The 14,219-nt window shown below is 71.0% G+C and carries 11 protein-coding genes; 5 read left to right on the top strand and 6 right to left on the bottom strand.

Annotation, left to right across the window (positions count from 1 at the left end; genetic code table 11):
• Positions 1-178: 178 nt before the first annotated feature.
• Positions 179-1,384 (top strand): globin domain-containing protein, encoded by a 1,206-nt coding sequence (locus tag OG395_RS11655; RefSeq protein ID WP_327242839.1) that lies wholly within the window; start codon positions 179-181, stop codon positions 1,382-1,384.
• A gap of 198 nt (positions 1,385-1,582) precedes the next feature.
• Here the strand turns inward: OG395_RS11655 and OG395_RS11650 are convergent, their stop codons facing one another.
• A complete protein-coding gene (locus tag OG395_RS11650) occupies positions 1,583-3,283 on the bottom strand; it encodes a sensor histidine kinase (protein ID WP_327242838.1) in 1,701 nt (566 codons plus the stop codon).
• 583 nt (positions 3,284-3,866) lie between these two features.
• On the opposite strand from OG395_RS11650, the gene panD reads away from it, so the two are divergent.
• From panD to OG395_RS11635, 3 genes are read left to right on the top strand one after another with little or no spacing between them, the layout of a single operon-like run.
• On the top strand, positions 3,867-4,292 hold the full coding sequence (gene panD, locus OG395_RS11645; RefSeq protein WP_327242837.1) for an aspartate 1-decarboxylase: 426 nt from the start codon (positions 3,867-3,869) through the stop codon (positions 4,290-4,292).
• A 27-nt stretch (positions 4,293-4,319) separates the two neighbouring features.
• Positions 4,320-4,673: a GNAT family N-acetyltransferase gene (locus tag OG395_RS11640; protein ID WP_327242836.1), complete on the top strand. Its 354-nt coding sequence runs from the start codon at positions 4,320-4,322 to the stop codon at positions 4,671-4,673.
• Positions 4,673-5,305 (top strand): aspartate/glutamate racemase family protein, encoded by a 633-nt coding sequence (locus tag OG395_RS11635; protein ID WP_327242835.1) that lies wholly within the window; start codon positions 4,673-4,675, stop codon positions 5,303-5,305. The genes OG395_RS11640 and OG395_RS11635 overlap by 1 nt, the downstream gene beginning before the upstream one ends.
• Before the next feature lie 361 nt (positions 5,306-5,666).
• Here OG395_RS11635 and OG395_RS11630 read toward each other — a convergent pair whose 3' ends face one another.
• On the bottom strand, positions 5,667-7,049 hold the full coding sequence (locus OG395_RS11630; protein ID WP_327242834.1) for a diaminopimelate decarboxylase: 1,383 nt from the start codon (positions 7,047-7,049) through the stop codon (positions 5,667-5,669).
• A 106-nt stretch (positions 7,050-7,155) separates the two neighbouring features.
• Positions 7,156-8,802 (bottom strand): PucR family transcriptional regulator, encoded by a 1,647-nt coding sequence (locus tag OG395_RS11625; protein WP_327242833.1) that lies wholly within the window; start codon positions 8,800-8,802, stop codon positions 7,156-7,158.
• Positions 8,803-9,058: 256 nt separating this feature from the next.
• On the opposite strand from OG395_RS11625, the gene OG395_RS11620 reads away from it, so the two are divergent.
• A complete protein-coding gene (locus OG395_RS11620) occupies positions 9,059-10,468 on the top strand; it encodes a M64 family metallopeptidase (protein ID WP_327242832.1) in 1,410 nt (469 codons plus the stop codon).
• 28 nt (positions 10,469-10,496) lie between these two features.
• Here the strand turns inward: OG395_RS11620 and OG395_RS11615 are convergent, their stop codons facing one another.
• The 3 genes from OG395_RS11615 to gndA form a co-directional block, all read right to left on the bottom strand.
• Positions 10,497-11,294, bottom strand: coding sequence for a family 1 encapsulin nanocompartment shell protein (locus OG395_RS11615; protein ID WP_266978310.1), 798 nt, complete (start codon positions 11,292-11,294; stop codon positions 10,497-10,499).
• Complete coding sequence (locus OG395_RS11610; RefSeq protein WP_327242831.1) at positions 11,294-12,367, bottom strand: Dyp-type peroxidase; 1,074 nt, start codon at positions 12,365-12,367, stop codon at positions 11,294-11,296. Before OG395_RS11610 ends, OG395_RS11615 begins: the two co-directional genes overlap by 1 nt.
• A gap of 144 nt (positions 12,368-12,511) precedes the next feature.
• Complete coding sequence (gene gndA / locus OG395_RS11605) at positions 12,512-13,954, bottom strand: NADP-dependent phosphogluconate dehydrogenase (protein WP_327242830.1); 1,443 nt, start codon at positions 13,952-13,954, stop codon at positions 12,512-12,514.
• Between the last annotated feature and the right edge of the window lie 265 nt (positions 13,955-14,219).

The following is a 14,219-nucleotide window of genomic DNA, read 5'->3' as shown; positions in this document are numbered from 1 at the left end:
ACAGGCACCGGTCCTCACACCGGACCGGCCCGATGGGCCCTGTCCTCAGGGAAGTTCGGCCCTATTCGAGATCACGGTGCCACCGGCACGATCGATGTGCCGGTCGGATCCGCGTCACGGACCGCGGCTGTGACGGTGAGCGCCGTCCCTCTATGTGCCCGCAATGCAAAGGAGAGCCATGCTTTCGCCCGAGTCGGCCGCTGTCATTCGCGCCACCCTGCCCGCCGTCGGCGGGGCGCTGGACGAGATCACAGCGCGTTTCTACGGCACGATGTTCGCCGAGCAGCCCGAGCTGCTGGACGGGCTGTTCAACCGCGGCAACCAGGCCAGCGGCGAGCAGCGACGAGCCCTGGCCGGGTCCATCGCGTCCTTCGCCCAGGCGCTGCTGGCCGTCCCCGACACCCGCCCCGACGCGCTGCTTGCCCGGATCGCGCACAAGCACGCCGCACTCGGCGTCACCGAGGACCAGTACACGATCGTCCACAAGTACCTCTTCCGCGCCATCGGCGACGTGCTCGGCGAGGCCGTCACCCCGGAGGTGGCCGCCGCCTGGGACGAGGTGTACTGGCTGATGGCCGGCGCCCTCATCGCCCAGGAGGCCCGGCTCTACCAGGAAGCCCAGGTCGACCCCCGGAACCCATGGCGGCAATGGAACGTCGTGGAGCGGCGGGAGGAGAGCCCGGAGGTGGCATCCTTCCTGCTGCGCCCGGCCGACGACGGCCCCGTGCCTCCGGCCCGCGCCGGCCAGTACGTCAGCGTCAGGGTCCTCATGCCCGACGGCATCCACCAGACCCGCCAGTACAGCCTGTCCAACGCCCCCGGCGACCGGCTGCGGCGCATCACCGTCAAGCGGGTGGCAAGCGTTGCCGAGGCACCGGAGGGCGAGGTCTCCAACCAACTGCACCGCACCGTCCGGACCGGCGGCGAACTCACCCTGTCAGCCTCGTTCGGAGACGTGGTCCTCGACGACGCCGACACCCCGCTCGTGTTGGCATCCGCCGGCATCGGCTGCACTCCCATGGTCGCCATGCTCGAACACCTCGCGGCCACCGGCTCCGCCCGTCCGGTCCATGTCCTGCACGCCGACCGCACCCCGGCCGACCACGCCCTGCGTGCCGACACCCGCCATCTCGTGGAGCAACTGCCCGATGCGCGGGCAGAGTTCTGGTACGAACAGGACGCGGCTGAGGAACCCGGTTCCCGCACGGGCCTGATGGACCTCGACGGCCTTGACCTGCCCGCCGACGCCGACGTGTACCTGTGCGGCTCGCTCCCCTTCATGCGCGCCGTCCGCACCCAACTGCTCCAGGCCGGTATCCCCGCGCGCCGTATCCGCTACGAGGTCTTCGGCCCCGACCTGTGGCTGGCCCACGCCGAGGGCTGAAACGTCCGACCGCCGAGGCGGCAGGAAGCACACAATCAAGGCCCACAAGACTGGGAATCAGGGCTGGCGACGTTCGGCGACGCAGTGAGCTGCCCGCATCCGTGGTCGGATGCGGGCAGCACCGTTGAGACGGGGCCGGGTGGTCGCTGCGCTCAGCCTGCGCTCTGGCCGGAGCGCCGGATCGAGACCCTCGACCTGCTACGCAACCACATCCTCAAGGATTGGGACGACCCACTCGACGACGGTGCCACTCGGTTCGTTCGAAGACAGGCTGAACGTTCCGCCCATCTCCTCCGCGCGCCTGCAGAGGTTGGCCAGGCCGCTGCGGCGGGTGACCGCCGGGTCGATCCCGCGGCCGTTGTCGGCCACGCGCAGTTGCAGGGCGGCGCCGGTGACATCGACGCTGACGTCGACGGTGGTGGCGTGCGCGTGCCGAGCGGCGTTGGACAGGGCCTCGCCGAGCACGGCCAGCAACTGTTCGGCCTGTTCGGCGGACACGGCCGTGTCCAGCAACCCGGTCATGCGTAGAGCCGGGGCAAAGGCAAGCGATTCGGTGGCCCGTTCAGTGGCCGCCACCAGCTGGGCGCGCAGCCCGCTGCCGCGACGGGTCTGATCGTGCGCGTGCAGGCCGTAGATGGTGGAACGGATGATCTTGATGGTGTCATCCAGGTCGTTCACAACCCGCTGGATCCGCTCGCCGACCTGCGGCCGGTCGGCCACTCGGCCCAGCGTGGACTGCAGCGACAGCGCGCCGGCGAACAGCCGCTGGATGACCAGGTCATGCAGGTCTCGGGCAATCCTGTCACGGTCATTGAGCACAAGCATGTGCTCCGTGTCCCGCCGGTGCTCAGCGACGTCCAAGGCCAACGCAGCCTGGTTGCCGAACCCGGTGACCATGTCGACAACGGCGTCCGTGAAGAAAGCGCTGCCCGGTACGTTCGCCACCTGCAGCACCCCGCGGACGTGCTCCCGGGTGCCGAGCGGTACGAAGAACGCCGGCCCCAGCTCCACCACCGAGGCGCTGCCGCCCTCGGCGCGCGGGTCGGCGCTCACGGCATCACTGGCGATCCTCTCCCCGGACGTGAAGACCTTCGCAGCCAGCGCCGCGGCGGGCAGCATCAGCCCGCGGACCTCCTCGGCCAACGCTCCCGAGGCGGCCTCGATGACCAACTCGCCGCGGTCACCGACCGGCACCGCCAAGGTGACCAGGTCCGCACCGGCCATCTCCCGTACGGTGGCCGTGACAGACTCCAGCACCGCGGCGGGCTCCGCACCGGACAGCAGGCTACGCGTCAGCTCGTTGCTGGCCGCCAGCCACCGCTGTCGGCGGTCCGCATCCTCGTACAGCCGGGCGTTGTCGATCGCCACACCGGCCGCCGCGGCCAGGGTCCGCAGCACCGCCTCGTCGTCGGTGTCGAACTCCGCTCCGCTCTGCTTGTTGGTCAGGTACAGGTTGCCGAAGACCTGTTCGCGGACACGGATGGGGGCGCCGAGGAAGCTGGTCATCGGCGGATGCCCGGACGGGAAGCCGACGGACGCCGGATGCTGGGCCAGGTTCGCCAGGCGCAGCGGTTCCGGGTGACGGATGAGCTGCCCGAGGATGCCCTCGCCGCGCGGGTAGTGACCGATCCGGGCGATGGCCTTCTCGTCCATGCCGACCGTGACGAACTGCTTGATCGTGCCTTCCTCGCCCAGGACGCCGAGCGCCCCGTATCGGGCGTCGACCAGGGTGACCGCCGACTCCACGATGCGGTGCAGCACCACCTCCAGGTCCAGGTCGGAGCCGACCGCCAACACCGCTTCCAGCAACGTGTGGACCCGGTCCCGGGCCCCCCGAACCTGCGTCACCTGCTGCTGCAGGTCCTCCAGCAGTGCATCCAGCCGCAGCTGTGGAGACATCCCGGATGTCTCCACCTCACGCGAATCCTGCGCGCGCTCGTCCACCACAGCTCCCTTAACCGTCTCGCTGGCCCACCCCAAGGATGCCCGACGAGCCGAACCCGTTCGACGGCACCCTGGAGAGCAGCGAGGGCAGGTCTCAGGAAGGGTGAACAGATGGGCGATCGTCCCATGGCCGGGCCCGATGACCTCGGCTCTGACGTGGATCGGAGCCGTAGTTCAGGGCGCCCGGGCCGACGTCGCACAAGGGAGAGTCGGCGCACAGGAGCGCGGCTGCATCCGAGCCGCGCGCCCGGGCGGGGCCCGACTGCCGAACAACTTCTTCGCCACCTACGAGCGGCACGATCGCCCTGTCCCGGTGGTCGCGTAGGCCGGCGCCGTCGTCGCGGTGGGACGGACGCCGGTAGTCCGCGGATGACCTCCGACCCCACCTGATGGTGCGTCAGAAAGGTCGGCAATTGGTCAGCGTCAGTCCTTGGGAACCCGGGGGAAGCCGACCGGATGCGCGACTGCTTGTAGGGTAAGGAAACCGCCCTTGACCCGCAAAAATGCAGGCAGGGAGCTTAGACCCGGGAGCGCCTCGATGATGCGTACCATGTTCAAGTCCAAGATCCATCGTGCCACCGTGACTCAGGCCGACCTGCACTACGTCGGTTCCGTCACCGTGGATGCCGCGCTCATGGAGGCCGCGGACCTTCTGCCCGGCGAGCTCGTGCACATCGTCGACATCGACAACGGTGCCCGACTGGAGACGTACGTCATCGAGGGCGAACGCGGCTCCGGCGTCATCGGTATCAATGGCGCCGCCGCCCACCTCGTCCACCCCGGCGACCTCGTGATCCTGATCAGCTACGCGCAGGTCGACGACGCCGAGGCCCGCACGCTGACCCCGAGCATCGTCCACGTCGACGCGGACAACCGGATCGTCGCGCTCGGCGCCGACGCCTCCGCGCCTGTGCCGGGCGCCGCCACCGAGCGCAGCCCGTACGCCGTGCCCGCCACCAACTGACCGTTCCACTGCCAGGGAGTCCCCGTCATGGCTGAGAACACCGCGCTCGAATTCTTCGACGACCGGGAGAACGGCAATCTGCTCGGTCTCGTCGACGACGTGGCCGCCGGAGTCATCGCATATTTCGTGATGGACGGCGCCCCCGCGGCACTCGTCGCCGTGCACACCGTCGTCGAACCGGAGCACAGGGGCAAGGGCTACGCCGGAGCCCTGGTCCAGGAGTTCTACGCCATGGCGGACCGCGAGGGCGTGCCTGTCGTCCCGCTCTGCGCGTACGCGGCGAAGTGGGCCCAGAACCACGCCGACCGGGCCCCCGTGGCCCCGGCCGAGCTGGTGGAGCGGGCGAAGGAACAGCTGAAGACCCACCCGGAGCTGTCCTGATGCCCGGGACACTCGCGCTTCTGCACACCTCCCCGGTCCACGTCCCGGTCTTCGAGGCGCTGCGCGACACCGATCACCCCGGTCTCGCCCTGCGCCACCTCGTGTACGAGGATCTGCTCGCCCGAGCCCGGGATGCGGGGCCCGAAGCGGTGCAGGGGGAGATCCAGGCCCTGCTCGCGGGCGCCGTCGCCGAAGGCGCGAGCGCCGTGCTCTGTACCTGTTCGACGATCGGCGGGGTCGCCGAGTCCGCCGCGGCGGCGCTCGGCGTCCCTGTCCTGCGGGTCGACCGGCCGATGGCGGCGGACGCCGTCGGCCGCGGCCGCGTCGTGGTCCTCGCCGCGCTTGCGGACACCCTGGCACCGACCCTGGCCCTGCTGGCCGAGGAGGCGGGTGATCGGGCCGCGGACATCCGTACGGTGCTGGTCGAGGGGGCATGGGCGCGGTTCGAAGCCGGCGACCGTGACGGCTATCTGGAGCTGGTGGCCGCTGCCGCCGACCGGGTGGCGGACGCCGATGCGATCGTGCTGGCCCAGGCGTCCATGGCCGATGCCGTCACCCGGACGGTCACGCGGATCCCGGTCCTCTCCAGTCCCCGGCCCGGGCTCGCCGCCGCGGCCGCGGCGGCGCACTGACCCGCCGTACGGGTTCTCGTCCGGTGGCACGGAACCCGTACGTATGGTCTCGGCAGGCGCGGGCAGCTGCTCCGGGAGACGGTGGACGGGAGATCCACCCGCATTTTTGGAGCCCGAGATGACCAACCCGTATCCCGACCCCGTGCCGCCGGCGCCGACACCCGGACCTATGCCCGGACCGCCCTCGCCGCTGCCGGAGCCGACACCTGCCCCGCCGGTACCCGGTCCGGTGCCGCCCGGTCCGGTGCCGCCCGGTCCGTCGCCGGACCCGATTCCCCAGCCGCCGTCGCCCAACCCTGAACCGGTACCGGAGCCGGAGCCCACGCCCCACCCCGCCGGATGACGAGTCAGGGCCGGACGGCTACTCGGTGTGATGGGGGCCGATTCCGAGGAGGGAGTCGGCGTGTCCCGCCCCGCTCTCCTCGGCGATCGACTCCAGCGACTGGGCGTCACGCACCGGCGCGAATCGCACGGTCTCCTCGCCCGAGCTGTCGCTTCCGGCGCCGGCCGTGCTGAAACCGTATACGGCGGGCCTCGGCAGACTGTTGTACGACCAGGGGGTCGAGAAGTAGTACGCGCCGGTGTCGTACAGCACGACGAAGTCGCCCTCCCGCAGTTCCGGCAGTTCTCTGGCGTGCGCGACGACGTCCCCGGCGAAACAGCACGGTCCCGCGATGTCCTGGACCAGCGACGGACCGTCCTTGGGGCGCCCCTCGGCGTCGAACGCCCCGACCCGCAGCGGCCAGGACTCGGGCATGAAGACGGTACGGGTGGCGATCTGCGCGCCCGCGTGGGTGAGCGCGATACGCCGGGAGCCCGCGTCCTTCGTGTACTCCACCAGCGCCCCGATGAAGCCGTTCTTCGCGAGCAGTGACCGGCCGAACTCCGTGACCAGCCCGTACCGGCCGTCGAAGAGCCCCGGCGCCGCTGCGCGCAGCACCGCCACATAGGCGGAAAAAGTGGGCCGTACGGAGTCGTCCTCGAAGTTGACGGGCAGTCCGCCGCCGAGGTCGATGCTGGTGACCTGCCGGGCACCGAGGGTCTCGTTGATCTCCTCGGCGAGTCGGTACGTCTCCGCGACCCCGGTCGCGATCAGGTCCAACGAACAGCCCTGGGAGCCGACATGGGCGTGCAGGCGGGTCAGCCAGGAGTGTTCGGCGAATGCCCGGACGACACTCTCGCGCGCGCCGGGGTCGTGCAGTGCCACGCCGAACTTGGAAGTCGGTGTCGCAGTGCTCATCGCGCTGATGGAGCCCCCGCCCACCTGTGGGTTGATGCGCAGCCCGATGACGGAGACCGAACTCCGGGGCCGGAGCGAGTCGATGCGCCGCACCTCGTCGAGGCCGTCGGCATTGAGTGCCACACCGAGCGCGAGCGCCTGACGGATCTCGTCGCGCGTCTTGGCGGGGGAGTCGAGGACGATCGTCGAGGGTGCGAAACCGGCGTCGAGGGCGAGTCTCATCTCACCGGGGCTGGCGACCTCGCATCCCATGCCGCAGTCGGCGAGCAGTCTCAGCACGGGGACGAGGGACGCGGCCTTGGCGGCGAAGGTGTGCAGCACGGTGGCGGGCGTGTCGGTGAACGCGCCATGGAGGGCGGCGACCGAGTCGCGCACCCCGTCGGTGTCGATGAACCCGGCGACGGGCCGGCCCTCGCCGAGCAGCCCGGTGCCGACGGCGTGGCGGACCGCGGCGGCGACACGCGCGGAGGACGAAGGGCCCGGAGCGGGCGTGGTGAGAGGCATACGGCGAGAGTCGGTGATGGGGGCCCCACAGGTCTCTGTCGAGCAGAACAGGATCGGCGCCGGACCTTGGCCGCAGGGCCAACGACCGTACGAATCAGGGACAAACCTAGCCGCTCAGCCGGACGGCGAGGGTGATGAGCAGCCGGGTGTCGGGGTCGTCGAGATCGACGCCGTACCGCTCCCGGGCGCGGCGCAGCCGGTACCGCAGGGTGTTGGGGTGCAGGACGAGCTTCCGGGCGGCCCGGCCGACGTCGCCCGACGCGTCGAAGTAGGCGGCGAGTGAGCGGACCAGCTCGCCCCCGGTCGCCAGGTCGGACCGTACGAGGTCGTGCACCGGCCCGCTGCCCGCTTCCCAGACCGGCCGTACGGCGTCCAGGACCCGCAGGACGTCCAGGGAGGCACCGATTTCGGCCGCCCCGGCGTACCGCAGGGGCTCAGGCCCCCCGCCGTCCGCGGCGCGGTTGCGCAGCACCCGTACGACCAGCGCCGCCTCCTCGCAGGAGGCGGCGGCCCGCAGGGCGGTGGGCACGACGGGACCCGCCCCGACCCGGACCGGGGCGGAGCCGGGCATCGACACGGCGAGTGCGTCCAACTCACGTGCAAGACGCAGCACTTCCCTGTCCTCGCCGCGCTCGACGGGCAGCAGCACCAGCAGTCGGTCCCTCTCGCGCAGCACGCGCGCCGAGGGGTGGTACGAGGATGCCTGCAGGGCGAGTACATCCAGGACGCGGTCGGCCGACGCCCCTGCCGCGCCGTCGCGTTCGGCCACCAGGACCGCGCACGGCGCGTCCGGTGGCAGCCCCAGCGACCAGGCGTGGGTGCGCCGGTCCCCACGCCCGTACAGCAGGCCGCTCAGCGCATGGTTCCTCCGGCGCACGGCCCCGCTCTCGCGCAGCCGGTGCTGCACCAGGTGTGGGGCGGCGGCCTCCGCTCCGCGCCGCAGCGCATCCGCTGCTTGCGCGGAGAGCGCGCTCCCGTCCCTGGCCGCCCAGATGGAGCCGAGGACTTCGGAGCCGCTGCGGACCGCGATGATCAGACGCTCGGGGCTGTCGCCTTCGGCGGCCCGGTGGATGACGTCCCGGGAGGTCCACAGGGCACGGAGGATTCCGCTGCGCCGGAGTTCGGCGACCCGCCACTGGGGAACCCTGCCGCCGAGAATCGTGGACCGGCGGACCCCGTCGGCCTCGGGGCGGGTGGCGGAGTGGGCCAGCACCCGGAAGCGGGTGTCCTCGATGGTGATGGAGCCCCCGGTGTTCTCGGCGATGGCCGAGGCGAGGGCTGCCAGCCCGCCGGCTGAGGTGTCCCCCGTGGTGGCCGTCTCCCCGGTCCGGACCGCCTCGGCGTAGGAGAGCGCGGAACGCAGCAGGGTCGCGGTGTCGGTCCAGTCGGCCCAGGCCGCACGGGCGAGCAGGGCGATGCCCGACTCCTCGGCGGCGGCCAGTGCTTCGGGCGCCGCGGGAACCCCTTCCGTGTCGCGGAGCACGACGGCGCAGGCGCCGCGCCGGGCGGCCTCACGGACCGGGCCCGCCGCGGAGGCGGAGGAGGCCGGCGGGCCGACGGCCAGCACGATTCGCCGGTCGAGTGACTGTGCCTGCCCTTCGTCACCGACGGCCACACCGCGGACGCCGACGACGTGGTCGGCGGGCGCGAGCAACAGGCGGAGTGTGCCGCTGTCGTCGAAGGCCAGGATCTCGCGGAGCGTGACCCCGGAGTGCGGCTCCCGCCCCGGCTCGGGCACGTCGCGCCTCGTCATGGGAACCGAGCATACGAGCGACCGGCCGATGGCACGAGTACGCCCGGTGTCCGGTCGGCGAGGGGTGCCCGATTCGGGCTCCATGAGCGGCGATTGACCGGATTCGATCACCGAGCGCTCGGTTTCCGGGTCTTGTTCCGTGCTCCTTCCACCCCTAGGTTAAGCGTCAACCTAAGTCGATTTAATTCGCTGATTAGCAGCTGAGCGCACGCCGTTGCGCGTCCGCTCGACGTCGGAGCCCCTCAAGGAGTTGTACATGCGCATACGCCCGGCCACGCGCCGAACCACCGGATCGGTGGCGGCGCTTGCCGTTGCCGGCCTGCTCGCAGCGACCGCTGCCGCTGCCGCCCCCGCGGCGGCCGCCCCGACCGGGGGCGACGGCAAGGGCAGCCATCGCGTGGAGTACTTCCCGGAACCGGGAGGCGCCGGGAAGACCGTCGAGGTCCCGGCCACCGCACCCAGGAAGAGCGGCCGGAAAGCGGGCGAGTCCCAGAACGCCGCCGAGGCCGCTTTGGACGGTGCGGTCGGCAGGCAGCAAGTGACCGGCTCGACCGACGACCGGCTCGACGTCGTGATCATCGGTGACGGCTACACGGCCGACCAGCAGGCCGATTTCCACGCGGATGCCACGGCCAAGTGGGCCGACATCACCGCCGTCGAGCCGTACCGGAGCTACCGGGAGCTGTTCAACGTCTGGACCGTCGACGCCGTCTCCAACGAGTCCGGCATCAGCGGCGACCCCGGCGCCGGCATCGTCAAGGACACCGCGCTCTCCAGCTACTTCTGGTGCGGGGACATCGAGCGCCTCGTCTGTGCCGACATCGACAAGGTGGCCTCTTACGCGGCCGAGGCGCCCGCCGCCGACCTCGTCGTCGTCATCGCCAACTCCACCAAGTACGGCGGCGCGGGCTACTCCGGTCTGCAGGCCGAGGGCTACCCCTTCGGGGGCGTATCCACGCTCTCCTCCGACAACTCCAAGTCGAGCATGATCGCCGTTCATGAGATCGGCCACTCGGTGGGCCTCCTGGACGACGAGTACACGTACCCCTCGTACGGCACCTGGACCGGCGGCGAGACCGACGGACCCAACTCCACCACATACACCCCCGCGCAGCTCGCCGAGAGGCGCGCCAAGTGGTACCGCTGGCTGGGCGAGAGCGACCCGACGGGTTCGACGGTCGGCACGTACGAAGGCAGCGCCTACTATCCGCTCGGCATCTACCGGCCGACCTCGACCTCGCTCATGCGTGAGCTGTCCAGCACCGAGTTCAACCTGCCGGGACGCGAGGCGATGATCGCCGGGTTCTACCGCGCGGGCAACGCACTGAGCAGCACCCTCGACACGAGCGCCGCGATCACGCACGGCAAGCGGATCCGGGTCACCCTCGCCGGCCTGGGAAGCACCGGTGGCCAAGGACACGGGTCCGGCCCGGCGGACGGTCTCGCGCGGACGGATCTGCGCTGGTACGTCGACGGTGTCGAGAAGGTCTCCGCCCGCGGCCGCACCGCCGTCACCCCGGCCTCGCTCGGCGTGCGCGCGGACGGCCGCGGCCACTGGGTGACCGCCGAGGCCGTGGACCGTACGGACGCCATCCGCGACCCCGCGGTCCGCGCCCTGGCCACCGACACGCTCACCTGGACCGTCGAGGCGGCCGGGCACCGGTAGGCGGCAGCCCCGGACCCGGCCCCGGCCGTCAGGCGATGATCGGGACCACGGCTTCCGGCGTCAGCATCCGGAACGTGAACGACTGGTGGAAGTAGAGCCGGATGTGCGTCGCGTCGTGGTCCCGATAGCCGATGGACAGATCCTGGCCCAGGCGCAGTTCGAAATCGCCACCGCGGGTGGACAGCAGCACACCGCCGGCGACGGCGGGCGCCCAGAGGATCTGGTCGTCCAGCAGCCGAGCGAGATGCGTGGCCACCGGATAGCCGTGGTCGGACGTCTCGGTCGCCTCGGTGAACGCATCGGCGCCGAGCAGCAGCCGGTACGGCCCGTCCACACCGGCCAGCCGCAGCTGGGTCAGCGCCTGGCTCACCGTGGCCGGATAGTCGCGTGCATCGGCGGGCAGCGGCAGCGGAGCGTGCGAGGAACCGTCGCGCAGGCCGGTGATCCCGGCCGCCGCATACCCGTCGATGACGGCCATGTCCTCGGCGAACGCACAGGTCCGGGCGGCGTCCTTGACGGGCTGCCAGTCACTGTCGTCGGAGCCGCGCTCGACATCGTCCACCGCGGCCCGGGTCACCGTGAACGGCACCCGCCACTCGATCACCGGCACCGAGGTACGGGCCCGGGCGATGACATCCGGCGTCGGCGGGTCGATGTCCCGCAGATGCCCGTCACCGACCGCCGAGAACGACGGTCCCTCCGGATCCGTCACATCGATGACGCGGCGGCCCGCCAGGTGACGGCTGAAGGTGCGTCGGGCCTCCTCCTCGATCTGGTCCCAGGCGGCTTCCGTGACGGGGGCGAGCTCTCGGTGGAGGTTGTTCATCACTGGGCGCTTTCTTGCAGGCTGCCGATATGCAGCGAACCGTCCCGCGCATCCGCCGGAACCGTGATCCGTGCCACCGGCGCGGACGCAGGTTGCGACAGGGACTCGGTCCCGGACAGGAAGGGGGACGGCGGCGGGGCGTCGAAGAAGTCGGCGCTGGGGGCGTAGAAGAGGGTGCCGGTGACGGCGGTTGAGAAGTCGAGAATGCGGTCGTACGTGCCCGGCGGATTTCCGAGGAACATATTGCGGAGCATCTGTTCGGTCACGTCCGGATCGGCGGCATAACCGATGAAGTACGTGCCGAAATCGCCCTGTTCGAAACTGCCGAACGGCATGTTGGCGCGCAGGATCTCGCGCGCGGTACCGTCCGGCGCGGTGAGGGTGTTCAACGCGACATGGGAGTTGGGGGGTTTGACGTCGTCGGGCAGCTCGACGTCGTCCTGCTTGGTGCGGCCGATGACACGCTCCTGCTCCTCGGTGCTCAGCGTGTTCCAGGACGCCAGGTCGTGGAGGTACTTCTGGACGATGACATAACTGCCGCCTGCGAAGGCGGGGTCGGCTGCGGGGCCCACGAGCGCCGCCGTCCGTGCTCCGGCGCCGATCGGGTTCTCCGTCCCGTCGACGAAACCGAGCAGGTCCCGGTGGTCGAAGTACCGGAACCCCTGCGTCTCGTCGACGACCGTCACCGCCCCGCCGAGCCGGTCGAGCAGGCGCGCGGCCCACTCGTAACACGCGTCCATCCGCTCGCCCCGGACGTGGAGCAGCAGATCGCCCGGTGTGGCGGGGGCGTGGTGGCGCGCGCCGTGCAGCTCCTGGAACGGATGGAGCGAGGCCGGCCGGGGCCCCGCGAACAGCCGGTCCCAGGCGTCCGAGCCGAACCCGGTCACGCAGGCCAGTCCTGCGTTCGGCAGCCGGAAGTCGATGGAACGGGCGAACGCCGCAAGGTCCGGCAGCACGTCGCGTACGGCGTTCTCACCACCGGGTTCGATCGTGGCGACCAGGATCAGGGCGGCGGTGGTCAGCGGCGTGACGACGGGCTGGGCGGCGGCCGGGTCCGGGACGGCGTCGGGCATGCGGAGGCTCCGAGTGGGTGGTGGCGACGGCTCGGCGGGGGCATCCCGGTGGCGCGGGACGCCGACGGTACTCGCTGCTACTTACGCATACGTACGGCCCCGCCGCACCCCGGGGTGACCCGACCGGGCGACCGACCGCCCCCGTCAGCCGGTGGAGACCTCCGACCGGTCGCCGCCCCATAGCGTGTGGAACGAGCCGTCACGGTCGGTACGCCGATAGGTGTGCGCTCCGAAGAAGTCCCGCTGCCCCTGTGTGAGCGCCGCGGGCAGCCGGTCGGCGCGCACCCCGTCGTAGTACGAGAGCGCGGCGGCGAAGCCGGGGGTCGGTACCCCTTGGCGCGCGGCCTCGGCGACCACCGTCCGCCAGTCGTCCTGCGCCGCACCGATCTCGGCGGAGAACTGCTGGTCGGAGAGGAGGCTCACCAGCCCGGGGCGCGCGTCGTACGCCGCGCGGATCCGGTCCAGGAATGCGGCCCGGATGATGCATCCGGCCCGCCAGATCGCCGCCACCCCACCGAGATCGATGTTCCAGTCGTACGCCTCGCTGCCCGCCCGGATCTGGTGGAACCCCTGCGTGTAGGAGACGATCTTGGAGGCGTACAGCGCCTGTTCGACCTGGTCGGCGAAGGCTGCCGCCCCTGCCCCGGTGAGGGGAACGGCCGACGGCCCCGGCAACTCCCGCGCGGCCTCGCGGAGATCCACGTGGCCCGACAGAGAACGGGCGAACACCGCCTCCGCGATACCGGAGACCGGCACCCCCAGATCCAGGGCGATCTGCACCGTCCAGCGGCCCGTGCCCTTCTGCTCGGCGCGGTCCTGCACGATGTCGACGAAGGGCTTCCCCGTCGCTTCGTCCGTGTGGGCGAGGACTTCGGCGGTGATCTCGATCAGATACGAGTCGAGGCGCCCGGTGTTCCAGCTGCGGAATGTCTCGGCGATCTGCGCGGGGGAGTAGCCGGCCACCCGACGCAGCAGGTCGTACGCCTCGGCGATCAGCTGCATGTCCGCGTACTCGATGCCGTTGTGGACCATCTTCACGAAATGCCCGGCGCCGTCGGGGCCGATGTGCGTGGTGCACGGGGTGCCGTCCTTCGCCTTTGCGGCGATTTTTTCCAGCAGCGGCCCCAGGGATTCGTACGACTGGGTGGAGCCGCCGGGCATGATGCTCGGCCCGTTCAGCGCGCCCTCCTCGCCGCCCGAGATACCGACACCCACGAAGTGGATCCCGCGCTCCCGCAGCTCCTTCTCGCGGCGGCGGGTGTCCTCGAAGTGGGCATTGCCACCGTCGATGATGACGTCGCCCTCCTCGAGCAGCGGGGCGAACTCCTGGATCACGGCGTCGGTCGGATCGCCCGCCTTCACCATGATGACCAGCCGACGCGGCCGTTCCAGCGCCGCCACGAACTCCGCGGGTGTGCGTGCGGCGACGAAGGTGCCCTCGTCGCCGAAGTCCTTGACCAGGGCATCGGTCTTTGCGGACGTACGATTGTGCGCCGCGACCGTGAAGCCGTTGCGGGCGAAGTTCCGGGCGAGATTGCGACCCATCACCGCGAGTCCAGTGACGCCGATCTGCGCAGTGCCGCTCATCTGTGTGCTCCTGCAATCTGTCGAGGATGCCGGGATGACCAGTATGGATACGGGACGCGGGCATGGCCTGTTCACGCTGCCGCGGCAGAACGTCCGTACGGTCGGGTGAGGAGCCGCCCGGACCGGGCCGGTGGAACCGGATCTTCGGTGTGGAACAGGATCGTCGGCGACAGAGGGCCGGGCATGACCGGCCGGGCCGCCGACCGGCTGCCGGCGATCGGGGGGTCTCCTGACGCTGATGACGCAGCTCGACGAAGAACCCGCG

The sequence above is a fragment of the Streptomyces sp. NBC_01320 genome (assembly GCF_035974375.1).
GTDB classification, from domain to species: Bacteria; Actinomycetota; Actinomycetes; order Streptomycetales; family Streptomycetaceae; genus Streptomyces; species Streptomyces yanii.
Note: the sequence above shows the minus strand (reverse complement) of the source record. Positions and strands in the feature narration are given on the sequence as shown.